Source organism: Candidatus Baltobacteraceae bacterium (genome assembly GCA_036488875.1).
GTDB lineage: Bacteria > Vulcanimicrobiota > Vulcanimicrobiia > Vulcanimicrobiales > Vulcanimicrobiaceae > JAFAHZ01.
In genome coordinates, this window is the sequence record DASXGW010000011.1 from 15752 (window position 1) to 37884 (window position 22133).

Sequence of the window (22133 nt, forward strand, 5' to 3'; positions counted from 1 at the left end):
CGCCGAGCCAAAGTGTCGATCGCTAGGTTTGCCGTCCACCGGCGAGTAGCCGTGTCGATGATTGCCCTGGCCATTGTGGTTTTGGGCATTTTCGCCTTGCCTCGGCTTCCGATCGCCCTCTTGCCCAACTTCACCCAGCCGGTCGTGACCGTCTCGGTGACCTATCCCAACGTCGGGCCCGAGCAGATGGAGACCCTGATCACGCGGCCGATCGAAAACGCCGTGAGCCGGGTCAACGGCATCCAGCAAATCAACTCCTCGAGCTCCGAGGGCAGCACTCAGGTCTCGGCTCAGTTCTATTTCGGAACGAACATCGACACCGCGGCCGTCGACGTGCAAGAACAGGTGTCGCGCATTTGGGGCACGCTGCCGAACGATCCGAATCTGCAGCAGCCCGTCATCACGAAGTTCGACTCGAACTCGCTGCCCGTCATTCGCGCCTTCATCACCGATCCGAACATGTCGCTGCGCGATCTCGGCGACTTGTGGACGAACACGCTCTCCGATCAGTTCTCGGCAATCGACGGCGTGGCCGCCGTTTCGATTTCGAACGACCAGCAGCGCGCGATCATGATCGAGCCCGACGTGAAGCTGCTCGCTGCCGACGGTATCACGCTGCAGCAAATCGTGTCGCGCATTCAGGAGGAGAACATCAACCTGCCGGCCGGCGTAGTGCAGGTCGGAAACAACGAATATTTGGTGCGCGCGAGCGCGCTTCTGCAATCGGCGCAAGAAACCGGCGAGCTCGTCATCACCACGAAAAACGGCGCGCCGATCCGGCTGAATCAAATTGCGCAGGTCACCGACTCGATTCTCGAACAGCGCACGTTCCAACGGCTCGACGGGACGCCGGCCGTCGGCATGATCATCAACGCGCAGCCCAACGCCAATATCGTGCAGACCGCCGTCGGCGTCTACAAGAAGGTCGGCGAGATCGAGCAGCGTTACCCGGGGATGAAGATCGGCATCGTCTTCGATCAGCAGGGGTTCATCAAGGAAGCGATCAGCGCGCTCGAACATACCGCGCTCTACGGCGCGGTCCTCGCCATCTTGGTCATCTTCTTGTTCCTGCACTCGTGGCGATCGACGCTCATCGTCGCGATCTCGCTGCCGGTCTCGGTGCTCGGCACGCTCTTTGCCGCCTACGTGTTCGGCTACTCACTCAACGTGATGACCCTGGGAGGTCTGGCACTGGCCGTCGGCTTGATCGTGGACGACGCCATCGTGGTCATCGAGAACATTTACCGGCATATGGCGCGCGGTCAAACGCCGCCCGAAGCCGCCGAGGCGGCAACCACCGAGATCTTCTCGGCGGTGCTCGCATCGTCGATCACGGTCATCACCGTCTTCGTGCCGCTCGTCCTCATCCCGGGATTGCAGGGACTGCTGTTCACACCGTTCGCCGTGATGGTCATGGTCGCCGTCGGCTTGTCGCTGGTCGTCGCGGTCACGCAAGTTCCGATGCTCTCCTCGATCCTGTTGCGTAATCGCAAAAACCAGGGGAACGGGGCGAGCAACGGCGCACATCGATCCGGTTACGCGCGCTTTTCCGCAGGCTTCGATCGTCGCTACGAGGGTTTTGCGCGCTGGTACGCCGGCGTGCTCGCGCGCTCCGTCGATCGGCCCGGCTTGGTGTTCGCAATCGCCGGCGCCGTTTTGATCGTGACGTTCGTCGCAATGCGCTTGGGCGCGGTGCAAACCGAACTCTTCCCGCCATCCAACTCCACGTTCGCACGCTTCAACCTGCAGATGCCCACCGGTACGGCCGTCAACATTACCAACGGCGTCGCGACCGACGTCGAGGATCGCATGCTGAAGGATCCGCGTGTCGAGAACGTCGGCGTGCAAGTCGGAGAGGCGGGTTATCAGGGCGGCACCGTCGTCACGAATCAAGCCAATCTTTCCGTCACCCTTAAACCGGGAACGGCGAGCGCGTCCGCGCAGCAGTTCGTCGTAGGATGGACGGCGGCGCTGACCGGTTCGCGTGTCGGCGGACGCGGCCGCGCGCAGTCGACGATTAGCCCAGAACAGATGGCACGATTCCGCGCCCGCTTCGGTGCCCCGATTCCGGGCCTGCGCGTCTTCGGCCGCACGATCGACATCATGCAGAACATCATCGCGCGCGGGCAAGACGCCCTGCAGATTCAAATTTTCGGCCCCGACATCAACACGCTCTATAACATTGCGCAGTTCACCGCCATCCCGAAGCTGCAGGCGGGCGTACCGGGCATCCAAGCGCCGCAACCCGGCATCACCAACTCGCAGCCGGAGATCGACGTGGGCGTTAATCGCGCGATGGCGGCGCAACTGGGCATCAGCACGCAAACGATTTCACAGGCCGTCGACATCGGCACTGCCGGTGAAACGGCCTCGTACATGCAGATCAACGGCACGCAGTATCCCATCGAAGTCCAGTTGCCGCCGGATCAGCGCCGCACTTTGCAGTCGATTCAAAGTTTGGCGATTCCGGTTTCGAACGTCCCAACCGGTCTGGTCGTCAACACCGGCAACGGGTCGACGTCGGGATTGGCGAGCGTCAACGGCTCGGTCCAACAGATTGGCGGCGCGAGCGGCGGGCCGACCTCCGCGCCGGGCACGATGCCGCTGGCCGAGCTCGCGAGCATTACGTTCGGCAACGGACCGTCCGAAATCACGCGCCAGAATAAGCAGCGCGAGATCGACATCGACGCGGGTCTCAACGTTCCCCTCGGTCAAGCGGTTTCAAGTGCGACGAGCGTGATGAACTCGATCGCGCTGCCGGCGGGCTACTATTGGTCCTTCGGTCCACAAGTGCTGCAGCAAGGCGAGACGTTTGCGAGCCTCGGTCTCATCGTCGGGCTGGCGATCTTACTCATCTACATGCTGCTCGCGTCGCAGTTCGAATCGGTTTTGCATCCGCTCGTGATCATGGTCGCGGTGCCGCTCGCGTCGGCGGGCATCGTGTTCGGCATCTACGGCCGTAACTTGATCTTCGGTCTCATCGCGGCGATCACGCGACAACCGTTTGCACCGATGGCGTTCGGCTTGACGGCATTCATCGGCGTCTTAATGCTCGTCGGTATCGTCGTGAAGAACGCGATTCTGGTCGTCGAGTTTACCAATCAGCTGCGCGAGCGCGGCATGGACGCGCGCGAAGCCGTCCTCCACGCCGCACCGCTGCGCCTGCGTCCGATCCTCATGACCACGATCGCCACGATCGGCGGCATGCTGCCGATCGCGATCGGCTTCGAGGCCGGCAGTCAGACGCAAGCGCCGCTGGGAACGGTCGTCATTGGCGGATTGATCGTCTCGACGACGCTCTCGCTCATCGTCGTGCCGACGCTGTACTTGTGGGCCGCGCGTCACGTCGAGCCGCGAATGGGCGGCTTCCATCGCGGCGTCGAGGCCAAGCCTACCGAAGCGATCGAGCTCGACGAAGCGGCGATCTCGGCGATCGACTAAGCCCGCACCGCCCGCGGCAAGCGCACGCGAAAACGCGAACCTTCCGGCGGCGTGCTCGTGACGTCAATCGAGCCGCGCGCGCGTTCGGCGGCGCGTTTGGCAATGGATAACCCCAGACCCGTTCCTTCGACGCCGCGGCGTCCCACGCGATAGAACCGATCGAAGACGTGCGCGGCATCGGCCGGCGTCATTCCCGGTCCTGTATCGGCGACGTCCACGATGACGGCGTCGCCCTCGCTGCTCACGTTGACGTCGACGGGACCATCGGTGTATTTGAGCGCGTTGTCGACGAGATTGTTGATGATGTACCCCAAGTCGGTCGGATCGATTGCGGCGAGCGTTTCGCCGCCGTTGCTGACGGTTATCGAGCGCTGCGGATTGGCATCGGCCAGCACGCCGGCGAGATCTTCGACGAGTACGCCGACGTCGATCGGTTCGTGCGGCTGTTCCTGCGGATCCTCCCACCGCTCGAGCAGAATGAGCTTGTCGATCAGCGAGCCCATAGCGCGGCTTTGCTGGTACATCGTCGCCAGAATGCGCTCGCGTTCGGCCTGCGACTCCGCACCACGCAGAATCGAGATGAACCCTTGGACCACGGTCAGCGGCGTCCGCAGCTGATGCCCCGCGTCGGCGATGAACTGGCGCATCGACGCGTCGGCACGGTCGCGCTCCGCGAACGCATGCTCCATTTGCGCGATGGCGCCGTTATAGGCGCGCGCCAGTTCCGAAAGTTCGTGACGCTCGTCGGCGGCAATCGGCTGCGGGGTCAAGTCGCCGGATGCAAACCGCTCGAGGGCGCTGGTGAGATCGCCGAGCGGACGCATCGCTTGGCCCGTCAGCGCGCGGGCGATGAGCCAGCCGCACACGATGGCCGCCGCGATTGCAGCCGCCAACGGAAGCAACGTCGAGCGCACCGTTGCAACCAGCGCCGCATCGTTACTGCGGATAATGAGGTAGAGCGATCCCACTCTATCGTGGATCTGGTCCAGACCGAACGCCGTCGCCAAACCAAGCACGAGCGGGGCGAGCGTGCCGGTCACCGGCGGATTCCCCGACAAGTCGCCGCGGCCGCGCACGAGCTCGACCGGCGCCGAATCGTTGCGGCGCTCGTAGAACACCGTCACGCGCGAATCGGCGTCGAGCACGATCACTTCCGTTTCGGCGCGCACGAGTCGCGAGGCAATCGCTCGGCCTGCCGCCGGCGCGTTCGCGGCGTGGTTTTCCGATAGCGCGGCGACAACGGCGCCGGTGGTGACGCGCAGCTCGTGCGAAAGCGAGCGAATGTACAATCCGAATGAAAAGAGCGCACCGAGCACGATGATCGCGATGAGAACCAGCGCGATCTCGACCGCCGCCAACGTCTGCATCCGACGCGCGAAACGGTTCATGCGGAATTCGCCTTGAGCGTGTAGCCGACGCCGCGCAGCGTTTGAATCAGCTTCACCCGCTCGCCGCTGTCGATTTTTGCACGCAGGTAAGAAACGTAGGTCTCGACCGTGTTGGGAATGACGTCACGATCGATGCCCCAAACCAAGTCGAGCAGCTCCGATCGGGTGAGCACCGTTTCCGGCCGCTCGGCAAACGCGCGCAGCAAATCGAACTCGCGCGGCGAGAGGTCGATATTTCGCCGGCCGCGCGAAACCGTGCGCCGCACGAGATCGAGCACGAGATCGGCGTATTCGAGCGTCTCCGTGCGCTCGAACTGCGGCCGCCGCAAGAGCGTACGTAGACGCGCGATCAGCTCGTCGAGATCGAATGGCTTGCCGACGTAGTCGTCGGCTCCGGCCGAAAAACCGGCGAGCTTTTCGGTAAGCTCCGTCCGCGCCGTCAGCATTACGACCGGCACGGTGGTCATGCGGCGGATTTCGGGCAGCAGCGCGATCCCGTCGATTTCGGGCAGCATGACGTCGAGCACCACGAGATCGGGGCTGAACTCGCGAAGGATCAGCAGGGCGCCCTGCCCGTCCGGCACGGAGCGCACGGCGAAGCCCGCCCGCGCCAGCCCGTACTCGAGCAAGTGGCGCAGCCCCGCGTCGTCGTCCACTACCAGGACTCGCGGGCCCTCGGCCGGCGAGCGGTCAGTATCGGTCACAAGCCTCTCAGACTGGCTCCAGGACTCGGCGCCGGTCCCTCGTCTACAATAGCCCTATTCCATGGGAGAAAGATCAGCAAGACTCGTCGCTCGCCTGCTTTGCGCGGCCACGACCATCCTTTTCATATCGGCCTGCTCGAAGCCCAAGCCGGTCGCCGCTCCGCCTTTCGTCGAAACGACGGTCGCGTCATTCGGGGCGATCAGCCCGTCGGAATCGCTGGCCGGCATCGTTGCACCCTATGAAAACGTCGCGGTGCAAAGCAGCCTGAGCGAGCCGGCCGACAGCGTCGCCGTTCAAGAGGGCGACGTCGTGCATAAAGGCCAGGTGCTCGCCCAGCTCGACACCGCAGATTTGCAAGCCCAGCTCGACTCCGACATGGCCACCGCGCAAAGTAACGGCGCGAACACCTCGCACGCCGTTTACCAAGGATCGTTGTCGATCGCGCAAGGCCAGGACCAACTCCATCAAGCCGAAGCGACGCTGCTCAACGACAACACGAACCTTCAACGCGATCTCAACCTCCTCAAACAAGGCTATATTTCGCAGCAATCCGTCGACGCGCAGCAAGCGGTCGTGCGTAACGACGAAGCCGGCGTGGCGTCGGCGCGATCGACCGTCGCGGCAAACGGCAGCCTGTCGGGACAAGGATTGCAATCGTCGTCGATCCAGCAGTCGAAGGCGCAGGAACAGGTCGCAATCGCGCAGGCCGACCAGGTGCGCGTGCAGATCGCAAAAGCAACTATTACGTCACCGATCGACGGCGTCATCGTCAACCGCAACCTCAATCCGGGCGAGTATCCCGGAAATCGCCAGCTCTTTACGATTCAGCAAATGAACCCCGTCTACGGCGTGCTTCGCGCGTCGTCGTCGCAAGTCACCGGCATTGCCGTCGGCGCACCCGCGGTCGTCTCGGTGGCCGGCGCGCAGGACGTGCGCGTCCCCGGCAAAGTCGCCGGCGTGCTCAACCAGATCGTGCCCGGCTCGACCGATTTCATCGTCAAGGTGCTGCTTCCCAACACCAATTCGCGCCTGCGCTCCGGCATGGCGGTGTCCGGAATCGTCGCCAAGCCGAGTTTGCACGGCGTCCGCATCCCGGTGACGGCGTTCATCGACGACAATCACGATTCGCTGCTGACGGTCGACGGGCAAGGGATCGTGAAAACGGCGACCGTGCGCGAGGTCGGCAACGACGGCACGACGTCGGTGATTACGGGCGTGACGCCGGGAACGCGCGTCGTGAGTAACGGCCAAAGCAGCGTCGGCGATGGAGAGCGGGTCTCGTACCAGCCGTGAGTCTCACCCGTCTCTTTATCAAGCGGCCAACGCTCGTTTTCGTTCTGGTCGCTTTAATGCTGTTCGCCGGCATTCTCTCGACGGTGACGATCGTTAAAGAACTTTATCCCGACGTCACCCAGCCGACGATTTCGATCAACGCGCAGTACAACGGCGCTTCGGTCACCGAAATGCGCGATAACATCGTTCAGCCGATCGAGCAGGCCTTGGCCGGAACGCCGGACCTGCAAACCACGAGCGCCGTCGTGCAGCAGGGGCAGGCGTCCATTACCGCTACGTTCCTCATTGCGTCCGATCAAGCGACCGATTTGGCGCAAACGCAAAAAGCGGTGCAGAGCGCAGAACGGCAGCTTCCCAGCAACATGCAGCCTCCGACGATCGGCATTCGCGATCCCGCCGAATCGGTCGTCGTCACGTTCGCAATCTACTCCAACAAGCTGTCGCTATCGCAGCTCTCCCTCTACGCTCAGAACGTCATCGCGCCGGACGTCGAGCAAGTTCCGGGAATCTCATACGCCAACGTCGGCGGCATCGTTACGCCCGCGTACGAGATCGAAGTCGATCCGACCAAGCTCGCCGCCGCCGGGCTGACGATCAACGACGTCATCAATACCGTCTCGAACGACAACCAGCGCGTTCCGGGCGGCTTTGCCTACGAATCGAATCGTCAAACGACCATCGACGTGCGCGGCGACATTCAAGACATCAAGAACGTCGAGAACTTGCCGATCATTCCGGCCGGCTCGACCGGCGGCTCGACGGCGCAAACGGCCGGGCAGGTCAACAACTACGCGGCCGGCATCACGAGCCTCCCAGGGACCGTCGACCCGTGGACGGCCAGCACGCAGGTCGTGCGCATCGGCGACGTCGCCAAGGTGACGGATAGCTACGAGCCGCGCCAGCAGTTCGCGCAGATCAGCGGCCGCCCCGGACTGTTCCTCTCGGTGCAAAAGGCCGCCAACGCCAGCGAGGTCGATTCGTCCAACGCGGTACTGCGCGCGCTTCCGCAGATCCAAAAACAGTTTCCCGGCATCGATTTCAAGATCATCAACGTGCAGTCGCGCTTCACGCAGCAACAGATCAATATCGTGGTGCGAACCCTACTCGAGGCGATTCTCGTCGTCGCGCTGGCAATGGTCTTCTTCCTGCGGTCCTGGCGCAACGCCCTGGTGGTCTGCGTCTCGATTCCGACGTCTCTGGCCATCGCCGTGACGGCGATGAAGATGCTCAACCTCACGATCGACACGATTTCCCTCCTGGGCATGTCGCTGGTCATCGGTATTTTGGTCGACGACTCCACGGTCGTGCTGGAGAACATCGAGCGGCACTTCCGGGAACTCCATCAGAGTCCCGAAGACGCCGCAGTTGAAGGCCGGCAAGAGATCGGCGCGGCCGCGGTGGTCATTACGCTCGTCGACGTGGTCGTCTTCTTCCCAATCGCCTTCATTCAAGGACAGGTCGGTCGCAATTTAGCCGAGTTCGCGATCGTCGTCGTTATCTCGACGCTCACGTCACTGTTCGTCTCATTTACCGTAACGCCGACTCTGGCCGGCCTGTGGGCGCTGCGTTCGCACTGGAATCCGCCCAAAATGGTCGAGACGTTCGGAAAGAAATTCGATGACCTACGCGATTGGTACGCGCACCGCGCGCTGCCGTGGTCGCTCGAGCACGGCAAGTTCGTCGCAATCTTTTGCGGCGCTACGTTCATCCTCGCGCTGGCGATGATTCCGCTAGGCGTCGTCGGCGAGGAGTTCGTACCCGCGTCCGACCGCGGCGAAATCTACATCCAGCTTACGTATCCCATCGGTTCGCCCATCGCTACGGTGCGCGATCAAACGTTCAAATTCGAAAAGGAAGCGATCGACGTCGATCAGGGCGACATCGAGCACGAAACGACGGTCGCGGGCGCCTACTCGGCATCCTTCGGCGGGTTCGTCACGCAGAGCAACGTCAGCCAAATCCACATCTTCCTCAAAGACAACCGCAAGCACTCGACGAGTTATTGGGTCGCCAAGTACCAACAGTACGTCAAGCAGTATCTCCCGAACGTCACGGCGGCGGTCGTGCCGGCGACGGGCACCGGCGGCGGAAACGCGCAGCCGATCGACTTTTTGGTGTCGGATTTGAGCGGTAAGGACCCGACCGCCGATGCAACCAAGGTCTTGAACCTTCTGCAGCACACGCCGGGAGCAACCAGCGTCAATAGCAGCGGCACCCAGCTCGCGCCCGAGATTTCGATCGAGTTCGATCGCGAAAAGGCGCAGGCGCTCGGCATCGATATCGGTCAGGCCGCGACTGCGGCCGGCGCCGCGTTCGGCGGCGACGTCGCAACGCAGTTCGAAACGACTGCCGGCTTGGAACAAGTGCAGGTCATCTATCCGCAAGAGGATCAGACGAATCTGACCACGTTGCAGAATCTGCCGTTACGCGCTTCCGACGGATCGATCGTTCATTTGAGCGACATCGCTACGTTCGTCTCGACGCCGACGCCGCCGCTGGTCACGCGGACCGATCGTCGAACGGTCATTCACGTCGACGCCAACGTCGCCGGCAGCTCTTCCCTCTCGAACGTCCAAAGCGCGTTTTTCAAGCGCCTACCCTCGCTGCATCTTGCGCCTTCGGTCGTCGTTCGCCCGGCGCCGCTCGGACAACAGGACTTCATGGCGCAGACGTTAGTGGGCATCGGTGCCTCGATGATCCTCTCGATCGCGCTGGTGTTCTTGCTGATGGTGGCGCTCTATAACAGCTACACCTCGCCGTTCATCATCATCTTTTCGGTTCCGGTCGCCGCGATCGGCGCCGTCAGCGCGCTGGTGATGACGCACAAGACGCTCAACCTCTTCTCGCTCATCGGAACGATTCTGCTGATCGGAATTGCCACCAAGAACGGCATTTTGCTGGTCGACTACGCCAATACGCTGCGCGAGCGTGGGAGAGCGAAGCTCGCGGCGATCAAGGAAAGCGCCTTTACCCGATTTCGGCCGATCATCATGACGAGCGTTTCGATCATCGCCGGCAATCTAGCGCTCGCGCTCGCCTTCGACCCCGGCTCGGAGTCACGTTCCAGCCTCGGCATCGTTATTATCGGCGGAGTGGTCAGTTCGCTGATCCTGACCCTCGCATTGATTCCGAACATGTATATGTGGCTCGCTCCCAGCGACGAAGCGTTTTCTCGCAACGGTCACTCACCCAAGGTTCGCGTCGAGCAAGAGAGCCTTCCGCTCGAACCGGTGACGTGATGGAAGCCGCCTATTGGGCTTTCGGCTTCATTCTTGCCGGTGGGATCGCCGTCGGTATCGGCAAACCCCTCGTCGCCGAGTGCGGACAGAAAGTCATTCCGCCGGTGGCAATTGCCGGAGCGCTACTCGGCGCGGCATTGGGCTGGGCGATCAACACGTACATCGCCTACGTTCACGCATCGGCGACGCTGCGCCCGTAACCGCCTAAGTCGACGCTGCTACTTGACGAGCAGGCCCGGGACGGCGAAGAATACGATCGTCATGCAGGCACCTATGACGATGACGACCGTGCGGGCGACCGCCTGAGGGAGGCGACGAAAAAAACGCGCTCCCAAGTAGCCGCCTGCTAGTGCGATCGCCGCCATCGGGATCGCGAAGCGCCAGTCGACGATACGGGCAACGATGAACGGTATCAGTGCGACGCCGTTGATCGCTACCGAGAGCACGTTCTTGATGGCGTTTTGAGCGTTGAAGTTCGGCAGCCCCGAGAACGAGAGCACCGCAAGCATTACGATGCCCATTCCGGCGCCGAAATAGCCGCCGTAAATTGCAACAAAAAACTGCACGACAATCTGCCACGGCGCGTGACTCGGTGTTCGCGCGGACGATCCCCGCTTCAACAATGGGCTGGATGCAAAGATCAGCGTCGCAAAGAGCAGCAGCCATGGAATGAGCCGCTCGAACAGCTTAGCCGGCGTCATCAATAGGAGAATTGCGCCGATCAAGGCGCCGACGACGCTCACGGCGACGGCCGCGACGAAGATCGAGCGATGCGCCTTAACCTCCTCTCGATAGCCGTGCGCGCTGCCGATCTGTCCGACCCACATCGCCGCGTTGTTGGTCGCATTGGCCGAGATCGGCGCAACGCCGGCGAACACGAGCGACGGAAACGAAAGGAAGCTCCCGCCTCCCGCGACGCTATTCATCGCCCCGGCAACAAACGCGGCACCGAGGGGGACGAATGCGTGGGGCGACACTAAGGCGCGACGCGCTCGCGTTTGGTGACGCGGTAGACGCGCCGCACGTTCTTGAGCGAGCCGAGCTTCGTCAGAAGTTTGTGCAGATGGTCGAGGTCGCGTATCTGCACCGTAAGGCTCGTCACCGCCATTCCGTCACGCCGAACGCGCGCGTTGACCGAGCTGACCTGGGTCTTGAGCTCCGCGAAGACGCCCATGATATCTTGCAGCAGCGCCGGCCGGTCTTCGGCTTCGACCTCGACGTCGACGGCGTGGGTGAGATCGGCGTCGACCAACCACTGCGCCTGCAGAATGCGCTCGGGCGTTGCGTTCATGTAAGCGACGTTGGGACAATCGGCACGATGCACGCTGACCCCGCGACCGATCGTCACGTATCCGATTATCGGGTCGCCCGGCACCGGCGAGCAGCACTTCGACAGCCGCACGAGCACATCGTCGACCCCGGCGATGCGCACACCCGACGACTTGCGCGCGTTGCGCCGCACCGGCGTTTTGCGGATCTTGGTGAGATCCACGACGTTGTCGATTTTGACTTCCTCGCGAATGCGGTTGGCAACCGCTTGCGCGGACTGATCGCCGAAGCCGATCGCCGCGAATAGATCCGTCGGCGTCAGAACGTTGAGCCGCTTGGCGATCCGCTCGATGAGCTCACCCCGAGCGATGTCGACGCGCAACCCTTGGCGCACGAGCTCTTGCTCGAGCGCCTCCTGACCGGCCAACACGTTCTCCTCGCGCCGCTCCTTACGGAACCACTGCTTGATCTTGTGTTTTGCGCTCGACGTCTTGACGACCGAAAGCCAATCCAGCGACGGCCGAGCACTCGACTTATTAACGAGAATCTCGCAAATGTCGCCGTTATTGAGCTGATAATCGAGCGGAACGATGCGCCCGTTCACCTTCGCGCCGACGCAGTGATTTCCGACGTCGGTATGCACGGAGTAAGCAAAATCGAGCGGCGTGCCGCCGGCCGGCATCGAGAAGACGTCGCCGCGCGGAGAAAAAACGAAAACCTGAGTATCGAACAAATCGATCTTTAGGTTCTCCATGAACACGCGCGAGTCGCGCATATCTTTTTGCCACTCGAGCAACGCGCGCAGCCACGACAGCTTGTTCTCGAACTGGTCGGCCTTGCCGCCTTCCTTATAGCGCCAGTGCGCCGCGATGCCGTACTCGCTCGTACGATGCATCTCCCAGGTTCGAATTTGGATTTCGAGCGGTTCGCCCGTCGGCCCGACGACCGTCGTGTGCAGCGACTGGTACATGTTGGGCTTGGGCATCGCGATGTAGTCTTTGAATCGACCCGGAAGCGGGGTCCACATCGCGTGCACGGCGCCGAGGGCGGCGTAGCAGTCTTTGACGGTGTCGACGATGATGCGGATCGCCGTCAGATCGTAAATCGTCGAGAAGTCGCGGCCCTTCTTGATCTTCGAGTATATCGAATAGAAGTGCTTGGGTCTGCCGTGGATCTCGGCGTTGATGTTGAGATCCTTGAAGTCGCGGCGCAGCCGCGCGATGGCTTCTTCGACGTCGGCTTCGCGTTCGTGGCGCGTCTTGGCGACGCGCTCGACGATTTCGCGATACGGCTCGGGATCGAGATACCGAAGGCAGATGTCCTCGATCTCCCATTTGATTTTCCAGATCCCCAGGCGGTGCGCGATCGGTGCGTAGATGTCGAGCGTCTCGCGCGCGATGGCCTGCTGTTTGGAGGCCGGAAGGCTCTGCAGGGTCCGCATATTGTGCAGGCGGTCGGCGAGCTTGATGATGATGACGCGAATGTCCTTGGCCATCGCCATGAACATCTTGCGCAGGTTTTCGACCTGCGCGTCTTCCTTCGACTGATAAGGGATCCGCGTCAACTTCGTAACGCCTTCGACGAGGTGCGCGATCTCGTCGCCGAACTCGCCGGTGACTTGCTCGCTCGTGATCGACGTGTCCTCGACAACGTCGTGCAGCAGCGCGGCCGCGATCGTGTGCCGGTCCATCTCGAGTTCGGCGAGAATCCCGGCAACGGCAAGCGGGTGTTCGATGTAAGACTCACCCGAGGCGCGCCGCTGGCCTTCGTGAGCAGCGTCGGCAACCTCGTACACGCGCACGAGCCACCCGCCGTCGACCGACGGGTCGTAGAGTTGAACGCGGGTGATGAGCTCCTGGATAGTCATGGCGGGTATCCCGCTATTATATCGCAGGGGCCAAAACCGTCAAAAACCGCTTAAATTCGCGCTTACCACGAGAACGCCGGCGGCAGCGCCAGCATCCCGTTCTGGGTCTGGACAGGGCACGGCGGTCCGCCCTTGACCTGATAACGCTGGTAGATCGCCGGCACGGAGATCGCTGCCGTGCAAAGATCACCGTAGTCGATCAGCGCCGCGCGCTCTTTGCGCTTTGGATCCGGCATCATCTTCCGGTCAGGCTCCGGTCGCGAAATTATCGGAAATCCGCCTTGCGTCGGGAAGCCGGCCTGAATCGGGAATCCGGTGTGAATCGGGAACCCGGTCTGAATCGGGGAGCCGCTCATCACCGGTCCACCGCCTCCCCCATCGCCGCCGTGCGCGAAGGCCGGGGCTGCGGTCGCGAGCAGTGCGCAGAGTACCACAGCTAACGTCTTCATGCGAGAATTGTAGACCGTTTCAGGACGGCCGTCCTGGGATGAAGCTGAGATTAGACGTTACGGCGAGGCGTCAGGCGACGGCTGCCCAGTCGCCGGAACTTCGATCGTCTCGGTGGTCAGCTTGTTCTTGAAGTATATCGTCGCGATCTTGCCCTGCGCGTCGACGATGGTGAGCAGATAGACGTTCCCCTCGCGGCACATCATTTGATAGATATAGCCGTGCGCGTCGGACGGAATGTCGTTGGTGTAGAACGGCCCGATGTAGACGGTGTCGGTAAGCGGCCCGAGCACGGCGAGCTTTTGCGACAGGTCGGTGACCATGGCGTCGGTCAGTTTCACGCGCAGGCCTGGACTGTAGAGCGACTTGTTGATGCTCCCCGACTGCATTGCGACAAACTGTTGCCGCACGAGCTTCGTGATTGCCGGGTCGGCAACCGGGGTGGGCGTCGGCGACGGGGTCGGCGTGGGATGCGGCCGTGCGTGCGCGACGCCGCAGACGACAACGGCAAGCAGCACCGCCAGCGCGGCGCTTGCACTAATACGTAACGAACGTGACGACATCAGACCCCTGTAACGCTTTACGGCCGTGAAGGCCGTCGAGCTCGACGAGAAAGGCAAATGCGGCGACGGTAGCGCCGAGGCGTTCCAGCAGACGGCGCGTCGCGGCCGCCGTTCCGCCGGTGGCTAGCAGATCGTCGACCACCAGCACGCGGTCTCCCTGAGAGAGCGCGTCGGCGTGAATTTCGAGCGAGTTCGTACCATACTCCAGCGCGTATTCCTCGGTCAGCTTCTCGTGCGGAAGCTTTCCGGGTTTGCGTACCGGAATGAATCCCGCGCCGATCGCATAGGCGATGGGGGCGCCGAGGACGTAGCCGCGGGCCTCGATTCCGACGACGTAATCGATTCCTTGCCCGATGAAACGCTCGACGAAGAGGTCGATTGCCCGCCTGAAGCCTTGCTTATCTTTCAACAACGGGGTAATGTCACGGAAAAGGATCCCGGGAATCGGAAAATCCGGGATCGCTCGAATGAGGGCTTCGATCTCCATCGGGAAACGGGGATTCGAGGAACGCCCTAGGGCGCCTCTACGTTAACCTGACGGGGTTCGAGCCTCGGGAAAGGATCGAACACCAATGAAACAGCGAGCCCTCGCGACCGTCCTGGTGGCGGCGCTGGCTGCGGGTGCATCGGCACCCGCGCTCGCCGACGGTGCAGCGAGCACCCGCAACATCATACTGTTCTCAGCAGCAGCGGTGCCGCTAGCCATAAACTACTCGAGAAAGGTTCGTCAGAAACGGCAGGAGCACAAAGAAGTCAGCCGCCGTCAAGACGCGTACCGCGACTGGTTCTATCACAAGTACAATTACTATCCGACCTACGACCAGTTCAAGCAGTGGTACGTCCAAACGTACAATACCAATCCTAACTAATAGCCTCCAATCACGGCGCGCCGGGTCATCCAAACGCGGATGGCTCGGCGTTCTTTTCGGTAACGGCGACGCTCGACGGATGGCCGTGGCCTTTGCAATTGCCATCGCGATCCACGAAATCATCGCCGGATTGATTCCGCGCACGAACTCGCCGCCGGAGCGCGAGGTCGTCAGCCGCTTCGAAATCGTGCACATCACGGTGCGATCGATTCCGACGCCGACGCCGCCTCCGCCGCCGAAACCGCCGCGCGTCATTAGCCACGCGCGCATTATCGCTCCAGTCGAACCGCGTATCGTTGCCCAAACGACGACCGGTGCTTCCGCACGCCGAGAAACGGTGCACCGCCAAGGCGCGGCCCGCCCGAAGCCGCCAAAGTTCTCCAACACCAAGCCCATCTGGGACATACCGGTCGGCGCGCAAGGCGCCGGCGCCGGTAAGGCCAGCGGTGCCGGAAGCGTTGGAAACGGGGGCAACGGTACGGGTGCCGGAAATGCCGGGAGCGGGAACGGCGCGGCGGCCGGAAACGAGCCGTGCGGCTACGTGGAGTTCGTGGATCCGCACGGAGCGAAGTTCGACCCCCAAACGCGCGGCTATTGGGTGGACGTGCAAATGTCCGTGCACTTCCCCGACGGGCACGTCGAGACGGTGCTGCTCGACTACCCCTGGTACTACGAAAGCGCACCGCAGAACCCGTTCCAGAACCAAAGCGCGCCGATGCTCTTCCAGTGGCCTCCGGCCGACAAACGCGACGGCGAACCGCCGCTCGTGCAGTACGTCATGCAGCACAGCGCGCAGCCCGGAATTACGCTGCTCAAAGACTGCCCCCAACCGTCGTCGAACCCCTAACGGGTGAGGCGCACGCTCGCTTCGGTCCCCGGCGCAGCATCATCGAGCCCGTTAGAACGCGCTCATTTGGTGCGGGCGTTCGCCGAGGTGCTCTCGACCGACGCTCCGGTCTCCGACTTATGGGACCAGTGCTGCACGATTCTCGCCGAACTCGTCGACACCGAGTCGGTGTCGATCGTGACGCGCGAGTCCGGTGCGCAGGCGCCGCCGGGAGTGCTCGTCGTGCCGATTTGTTTCGGCAGAACGCTGCTCGGCGCGATCTGGTTAACGGGAGCAAAGTGCGGCGCCGAGCAGATGACGCTGCTGGAATCGTGTGCGCTTTATGCCGGATCGAGACTCTACCACGAGCGCACGACGGCGACGAGCGAGCGATTCGCGCAGCTTGCGTTTTCCGACGGCTTGACCGGGGTCGCCAATCGCCGGCGGTTCGATGAGGCGCTCGGATCGGAATGGTCGCGCGCGGCCCGCGATAGCGCGCCGCTCGCGCTGATCATGATGGATCTCGACTTCTTCAAGGGCTTCAACGATAACTACGGTCACCAGGCCGGCGATTTGTGCTTGCAGCGCGTCGCGCACGCGCTGCACGACTGTGTCGCGCGTCCCGCCGATCTCGTCGCGCGCTACGGCGGCGAAGAGTTCGTCGCATTGCTTCCGGGAACCGATCTGGCCGGCGCAACCCAAATCGCCGAACAGATGCGCGCGGCCGTCGAATCGCTGAGCATCGTTCACGCCGGATCGTCGCTGCAGCACCTATCGATGAGCTTAGGTGTCGCATGCGACACGCCGGCCTCGGGGCAGGATGCCGGTTCGCTACTCAACGCTGCCGATGACGCACTGTACCGTGCGAAACTCGGCGGCCGCAATCGCGTCTACGCACGCGATTATCAAAGCGCCGCCGAGCCGGCGCGCCCGCGCCGCATCGCCGCGCTCAACAACTTGCCGCTGCAGCTCACGCGCACGATCGGTCGCAAGACCGAGATCGCTCAAGTCGCCGGCCTGCTCGGCAAACACCGCCTCGTCTCGATCGTGGGTACCGGCGGTACGGGCAAGACGCGCACGGTCATCGAGGTGGCTTCCGAGGGAACGAACCGTTTCGCCGACGGAGCGTGGTTCGTCGATCTTTCGCCCGTCACCGACCCATCGCTCATCGCGTCGCGCATCGCCGCCGCGTTCGCCGGCGAAGTTTCTCTCGATGAGAGCGCGACCGACGCGCTGGCCATCATTCTCGAATCGAAAGACATGCTGCTGGTGCTCGATAACTGCGAGCACTTGATCGGCGACGTCGCCAATCTTTCGATCGCGCTGCTGCGCCATTGTCAGAAGCTGACGATTCTCGCGACCAGCCGCGAGCCGCTGGGAATCGCCGGCGAGGCCGTCTACCGCCTTCCGTTGCTCTCGATGCCGGCGGCGGGTACGGAAGTGACCGCGGCTGCGGCGATCGAGTACGACGCCGTCGCGCTGTTCACCGAACGCGCGATGGAAGTAAAGCGCGACTTCGTGCTCGACGACTCTAACGTTGCGCTCGTCGTCGAAGTTTGCCGTGCCGTCGACGGGATCGCGTTGGCCATCGAGTTGGCGGCCTCGCGCGTCGGGGTGATCGGGCTTGCCCAAGTCGCGCAGCGCCTGCGCGAGTTTCGTCTGCTGACCGGCGGCGACCGTACCGCCGTTCCGCGGCAGCGGACGATGCACGCCATGATCGGCTGGAGCTACGATCTGTTGACGGAGGCCGAGCAAACGCTGTTGCGGCGCCTCGCCGTTTTCGCCGGCAGCTTCACCTTCGATGCCGTCACCGAGATCTGCTCGGGAACGCACGTGGAAGCCGAGGACGTCTTCGACCTGCTGACCGGTCTCATTCGCAAGTCGCTGTCAACCGGTGATCCCGATCACGACGATCGCTACCGCTTACTCGATTCGATTCACGCGTTTGCCAGCGAGAAATTGCACGAGGCGGGTGAGGTCGAGTGGCTCGAGCGTCGCCACGCGGACTACTACGAGGCAATGACGCGTCAGGCCGACGCGATGTACCGGCGCACGCCTTCTCGCGAGTGGCTTGACGCGCTCGAGCCGGACGTCGACAACTTTCGCGTGGCTCTCGATTGGTCGCTCGATCGGCGCGGCGACGTCGTCCTGGGCGCCGCCCTCGCGGCAGCCACGTCGAATTTCTTTAACGACTACATGCCCAGCGAAGCGACGCGCTGGATGGTGCGCGCACTCGAACTGCTGCCCAAAGGAAGGGCGCCTCGCGTCGAGGGCCGCTTGAATCTCTTGATGACGACTTCGGGTCGCGACCTTCCGGCCGCACGGATGCGCGCGGCGGGCGAGCGCGCCATCGAGATCTTCCGCGCGAATCTCGATCGTCAGCAGTTGGCCGAAGCGCTGCGCGGCACGGCGCAGATAATCGGGTGGTATTTCCGCGACGATCGCGCGCTCGCCGACGAGCTGGCGTGCGAATCGATCGAGATCGCACGCGATTTGGGCGATCCGATCCAGCTCGCGTTGTCGCTGCGTACCCGCGGCTTGACGATCGACATTTCGGACTTCCCGGCCAAGCGCGCCGTCCTGGAAGAGAGCCTTGCACTGATGCGCGCGCACGGCAACGACCGGCAGATCGCCAGCATGCTGACGTGGATCAGCGACCTCGAGTGTTCGGCCGGCGAAGATCGTCGCGCGCTCGAGTACGGGCGCGAGGCCGAAGCGTTCGCCAGGCGTTCCGGGTCGAACGAGATCTATGCGACGGCAGTCGTCAACCTGGCCAACTACGCCTGCGCATTGAGCGAATGGGAGCTCGCGCGGCAAGCGATACGCGATGCGATCGCCGTGTCGCGCAAGACGCGTTTCCATCCGACTTTGACGTTCGCGCTTCAGGCCTACGCGTTCGTCGCAACGGAGTTCGGCGATCCGGAACGCGGCGCGATGCTGCTCGGCTTTTGCAACGGGCGCTTCGGCACGCTCCATCCCGGGCGCCAAGCCGATCAAAGTGAGGAAGTGCTGTACCGCCGGCTGCTCGCGACGCTAAACGAAGAGCTCGACGAAACCGCGCTGGCGCGGGCGACGGCCGCCGGCGCGACGATGAAAGAAGACGAAGCGATCGCTCTGACTTCAGCGTAGCGCGGCGAAGACGCGCTCTCGCAAATCGCCTTCTTTCCACTGCGCCACGAACGCCTCGAGAATCCGGGCGGTAAAGCCCCAGATACGATAGCCCTGGTAATCCAGCACGAGACTCTGCACGCGCAGGCCGCGATGCTCGACGTGGCCTTCGCGCAGACCCTCGCCGACGATCGTCTCGAGCGGAACCGTAAAGACGCCCGCCGTCTCGCTGGAATCGATCCTCAGCTCGCCGGGTTCGATCACCGCCACGAACGGTGTGACGTCGAAGTTATTGACCGTGCGCTGGCTGAACATCGGCAACCGTTGGACGATCGTCACGCGCGCCGGTTCGATGCCGACTTCCTCGTGCAGCTCGCGCAGCGCGGTCGCCTGAAGATCCGCATCTTCGGGATGAACGCTGCCGCCCGGCAAACCGATCTGTCCCGGATGATCGCGCAGGTGCGCCGCCCGCTCGACGAAGACCACGCCGTGCGGCGCGTTGCGAAAGATGCCGATGACTACCGCGGCTTGGCGGCGAAGCGACTGCACCGTGAGTGAACTAGCGCAAAAGACGTGCGTTCCCTGTCGCGGCGGCGTACCGCCGCTGGAGCCGGCCCAAAGCGCGCCGCTGCTCGCGCAGCTCGATTCGAGCTGGCGCATCGTCTCTCGCGAGGATCCTAAGCGCGGATCGATCTCGCTGCTCGAGAGAACGTACCGCTTCGACGATTTCGCAGGCGCCTTGCGCGCCGCGGTGCGCGTTGGGGAGATCGCCGAGGAGCAGCAGCATCATCCCAACCTTGCCGTCGCGTGGGGAACGTTGGGCATCGAAATCTGGACGCACAAGATCGGCGGTTTGACCGAGAGCGACTTCATCTTCGCCGCCAAGTGCGACGCAGCGCTGCCGGCTTAGGAAACGAACGCCAGCGCCGATACTTCCGCGTCGTCGAGTCGCCGGCCGGTCGCGCGTTCGCGCTCCATCTCTTCTTCGCTTAGGCGTTGCGCGAGCAACGCCAGCAAACGCTCGTACACGATTTTTTCCGTCAGCTCGCGCTTCATGTTATAGCGGTCGTAGAAGGCGTCGACGTAGCCGAGAAGGCGCGCCGCCGTCGCGATCTCGCCGCGCGCCGCCAGCACAAGCGCGGCGCTTTGCACCGGGAGCGCGACGTAGTTCTGGGTGTCGTGCGCTCGGCCGATGGTCGCGGCTTCCCGCGCGACGGAAATCGCCTCGTCACCTTCGCCGTTAACACTCAAGTACGCGGCCAAGTTGGTCAAGGCGTGGCCGAGCTGCAGCGGCGAGCGCCGCCGGCGCAGCACACCGATGACTTCGCGCGCGCGCTCGACCGCGGACGGAACGTTTCCGCTGCGAAACTCACGCTCGGCGACGTTGATCTCGACGTGTGCGGTCAAGCGCGGCCAGCCGACCGACTGCGCGAGCTCGAGCGCTTCGAGCAAGAGTTTCCGCCCCTCGGCCGAGTCCTTTTGCGCCAGCGCGGACGCGTAGTCGCGCAGCGCGCGGGCGATCGCAAACGGCTTCTCGTACTTGCGAATAACATCGAGCGCGTCGTGGAGGTCCCACAAGCTTTTTTCCGGCTCGATCGCGAGCAAATATCGCGCGCGGCCCGAAAGGCGCCGGGCTTCGGCGAGGGCGCGTTCGTCCTTGCTCGCTTCGGCGAGCTTTCGCGCCCGCTCGGCGGTTTCGAAACTGCGATGATAGATCCGCGCGGACAGCGCGAGCCGGGCTACCGCAAGCAGGAGCCGCAGCGATTCGAGTTTGTCAGGAAAGGCGAGCCCCGCCAGAATGACCTCGGAACGGCGTAGTCCTTCGCCTGCGAGATTGTTGAACTCCCAAAAATCGGCCAAATCCGCGGCGACCGACGCGGCCGAGCGAAGGTCGTCGTTGCGCAGCCAATCGAGCGCGGCGCGGAAGTTGTCGAGATCGAATCCGTGTCGTGCCAGCCACGCTTCTTCCGATCCTTCACCAAAAGTGTCGGCGGCTTCCGCCGCACGCCGTGCAAAAAATGCAGCGTGGGCGGCGCGAGCCCGTTTTTGATCGGCGGCGTCCAAATGTTCGATCGCGTATTGGCGAATCGACTCGAGCATGCGGTACCGCTCGTTCTCGGAGACGAGCATCGACTTTACCACGAGCGCGTCGACGACGGCGTCGAGCGCCTCGCCGTTCTCATCGTCCCCGGCAACGACCGCGCGCGCGGCTTCCTTATCGAAACTGCCGCTAAAAACGCCCAATCGCGTAAAGACGCGGCGTTCGTTCTCGGTGAGCAGCTCGTAGCTCCAGTCGATGAGCGCCTGCATCGTCTGATGACGCGGCAACATCAAGGTGCGGCTGCCGGCTACGAGTAAGCGGAATCGTCCGTCGAGGCGGGCGCGCAGTTGACCTAGCGGCATGACCCGGATGTTTGCCGCTGCGAGCACGATCGCCAGCGCGATGCCGTCACAACGCTTGCAGATGTCGCGCAGCACGGGAAGGTTGCGCCCCGCCGGCGAGAAGCTCGGATCCGCTTGCAGCGCGTACTCCGAGAATAACTCCATCGCGGCCTCTTCGTCGAGCGTACCCAAGCGATAGACGAACTCGCCCTCGACGCCCAGCGGCTCGCGGCTGGTGGCCAGCACGCGCACGTGCGGACATGCGGCCACGATCGACCGAACGAACGCCGAAGTCGGCGCCAGCAAATGTTCGCAGTTATCGAGCACGAGAAGCACGCGCTGATTACGCAGCGCCACGACGAGGGCTTCGACTGGGTCCTGCTTCGGCGTCAGCTCTAAGCCAATCGCCGCGGCGACGGCGTGCGGCACGATCTGCGGATCGCTCACCGGAGCCAGGTCGACGAACCAGCCGTCGCCGCCGCTTCCGTTGCTGAGAGCGACGTGCGCGACTTCGACGGCCAAACGCGTTTTACCGATGCCCCCTGCGCCCGAAATCGTGACGAGATGCGAACCGTGCAGCGCCTCGACGGTGCTTGCGATCTCGCGCTCGCGGCCGACGATCGGCATCGCGTGGCGCGGCAGGTTCTGGGCCATTCGTCCCGATTTCTGGCTCCCTATCGGCGCGCCTGCGTAGGGTGCGGTTTCGATACGGCCCCGAGCTCACCGCGTATTACCC

The 22133-nt window shown here is 63.2% G+C and carries 17 protein-coding genes; 8 read left to right on the top strand and 9 right to left on the bottom strand.

Annotated elements, in window-relative coordinates; translation table 11 throughout:
• The first annotated feature begins 12 nt into the window (after positions 1–12).
• Positions 13–3441 carry an efflux RND transporter permease subunit gene (locus tag VGG89_12595; protein ID HEY1977384.1) on the top strand — a complete coding sequence of 1143 codons (3429 nt, stop codon included), beginning with the start codon at positions 13–15 and terminating at the stop codon, positions 3439–3441.
• Here VGG89_12595 and VGG89_12600 read toward each other — a convergent pair.
• Both VGG89_12600 and VGG89_12605 read right to left on the bottom strand, forming a co-directional pair.
• Positions 3438–4829, bottom strand: coding sequence for a HAMP domain-containing sensor histidine kinase (locus VGG89_12600; protein ID HEY1977385.1), 1392 nt, complete (start codon positions 4827–4829; stop codon positions 3438–3440). The genes VGG89_12595 and VGG89_12600 overlap by 4 nt on opposite strands.
• The gene (locus VGG89_12605; protein HEY1977386.1) at positions 4826–5533 is read right to left on the bottom strand and encodes a response regulator transcription factor; all 708 of its coding nucleotides are present in this window, start codon (positions 5531–5533) and stop codon (positions 4826–4828) included. The genes VGG89_12600 and VGG89_12605 overlap by 4 nt, the downstream gene beginning before the upstream one ends.
• Positions 5534–5594: 61 nt before the next feature.
• Between VGG89_12605 and VGG89_12610 the strand changes: the two genes are divergently transcribed.
• From VGG89_12610 to VGG89_12620, 3 genes are read left to right on the top strand one after another with little or no spacing between them, the layout of a single operon-like run.
• Positions 5595–6827: an efflux RND transporter periplasmic adaptor subunit gene (locus VGG89_12610; protein ID HEY1977387.1), complete on the top strand. Its 1233-nt coding sequence runs from the start codon at positions 5595–5597 to the stop codon at positions 6825–6827.
• The gene (locus VGG89_12615) at positions 6824–10066 is read left to right on the top strand and encodes an efflux RND transporter permease subunit (protein ID HEY1977388.1); all 3243 of its coding nucleotides are present in this window, start codon (positions 6824–6826) and stop codon (positions 10064–10066) included. Before VGG89_12610 ends, VGG89_12615 begins: the two co-directional genes overlap by 4 nt.
• Complete coding sequence (locus VGG89_12620) at positions 10066–10266, top strand: hypothetical protein (protein ID HEY1977389.1); 201 nt, start codon at positions 10066–10068, stop codon at positions 10264–10266. Before VGG89_12615 ends, VGG89_12620 begins: the two co-directional genes overlap by 1 nt.
• Before the next feature lie 18 nt (positions 10267–10284).
• Here VGG89_12620 and VGG89_12625 read toward each other — a convergent pair whose 3' ends face one another.
• The 5 genes from VGG89_12625 to VGG89_12645 form a co-directional block, all read right to left on the bottom strand.
• Positions 10285–11043, bottom strand: a complete 759-nt coding sequence (locus VGG89_12625; GenBank protein ID HEY1977390.1) for a sulfite exporter TauE/SafE family protein — start codon at positions 11041–11043, stop codon at positions 10285–10287.
• The gene (locus VGG89_12630; GenBank protein HEY1977391.1) at positions 11043–13202 is read right to left on the bottom strand and encodes a bifunctional (p)ppGpp synthetase/guanosine-3',5'-bis(diphosphate) 3'-pyrophosphohydrolase; all 2160 of its coding nucleotides are present in this window, start codon (positions 13200–13202) and stop codon (positions 11043–11045) included. Before VGG89_12630 ends, VGG89_12625 begins: the two co-directional genes overlap by 1 nt.
• 62 nt (positions 13203–13264) lie before the next feature.
• On the bottom strand, positions 13265–13651 hold the full coding sequence (locus tag VGG89_12635; protein HEY1977392.1) for a hypothetical protein: 387 nt from the start codon (positions 13649–13651) through the stop codon (positions 13265–13267).
• A 57-nt stretch (positions 13652–13708) separates the two neighbouring features.
• Complete coding sequence (locus tag VGG89_12640) at positions 13709–14212, bottom strand: hypothetical protein (GenBank protein HEY1977393.1); 504 nt, start codon at positions 14210–14212, stop codon at positions 13709–13711.
• Positions 14187–14699, bottom strand: a complete 513-nt coding sequence (locus tag VGG89_12645) for an adenine phosphoribosyltransferase (protein ID HEY1977394.1) — start codon at positions 14697–14699, stop codon at positions 14187–14189. The genes VGG89_12640 and VGG89_12645 overlap by 26 nt, the downstream gene beginning before the upstream one ends.
• A gap of 85 nt (positions 14700–14784) precedes the next feature.
• On the opposite strand from VGG89_12645, the gene VGG89_12650 reads away from it, so the two are divergent.
• From VGG89_12650 to VGG89_12660, 3 genes are all read left to right on the top strand, one after another.
• On the top strand, positions 14785–15081 hold the full coding sequence (locus tag VGG89_12650; protein HEY1977395.1) for a hypothetical protein: 297 nt from the start codon (positions 14785–14787) through the stop codon (positions 15079–15081).
• A gap of 85 nt (positions 15082–15166) precedes the next feature.
• Positions 15167–15928 (top strand): hypothetical protein, encoded by a 762-nt coding sequence (locus VGG89_12655; GenBank protein HEY1977396.1) that lies wholly within the window; start codon positions 15167–15169, stop codon positions 15926–15928.
• Between the two features lie 3 nt (positions 15929–15931).
• The gene (locus VGG89_12660) at positions 15932–19036 is read left to right on the top strand and encodes a diguanylate cyclase (protein HEY1977397.1); all 3105 of its coding nucleotides are present in this window, start codon (positions 15932–15934) and stop codon (positions 19034–19036) included.
• On the opposite strand, the gene VGG89_12665 is transcribed toward VGG89_12660, so the two are convergent.
• Positions 19028–19564, bottom strand: coding sequence for a CoA pyrophosphatase (locus VGG89_12665; protein ID HEY1977398.1), 537 nt, complete (start codon positions 19562–19564; stop codon positions 19028–19030). The two genes, VGG89_12660 and VGG89_12665, sit on opposite strands and share 9 nt — an antisense overlap.
• A gap of 1 nt (position 19565) precedes the next feature.
• Between VGG89_12665 and VGG89_12670 the strand changes: the two genes are divergently transcribed.
• Positions 19566–19925 (top strand): 4a-hydroxytetrahydrobiopterin dehydratase, encoded by a 360-nt coding sequence (locus VGG89_12670; GenBank protein HEY1977399.1) that lies wholly within the window; start codon positions 19566–19568, stop codon positions 19923–19925.
• Here the strand turns inward: VGG89_12670 and VGG89_12675 are convergent.
• Positions 19922–22051 carry an NB-ARC domain-containing protein gene (locus VGG89_12675; GenBank protein HEY1977400.1) on the bottom strand — a complete coding sequence of 710 codons (2130 nt, stop codon included), beginning with the start codon at positions 22049–22051 and terminating at the stop codon, positions 19922–19924. The genes VGG89_12670 and VGG89_12675 overlap by 4 nt on opposite strands.
• Positions 22052–22133: the final 82 nt, after the last annotated feature.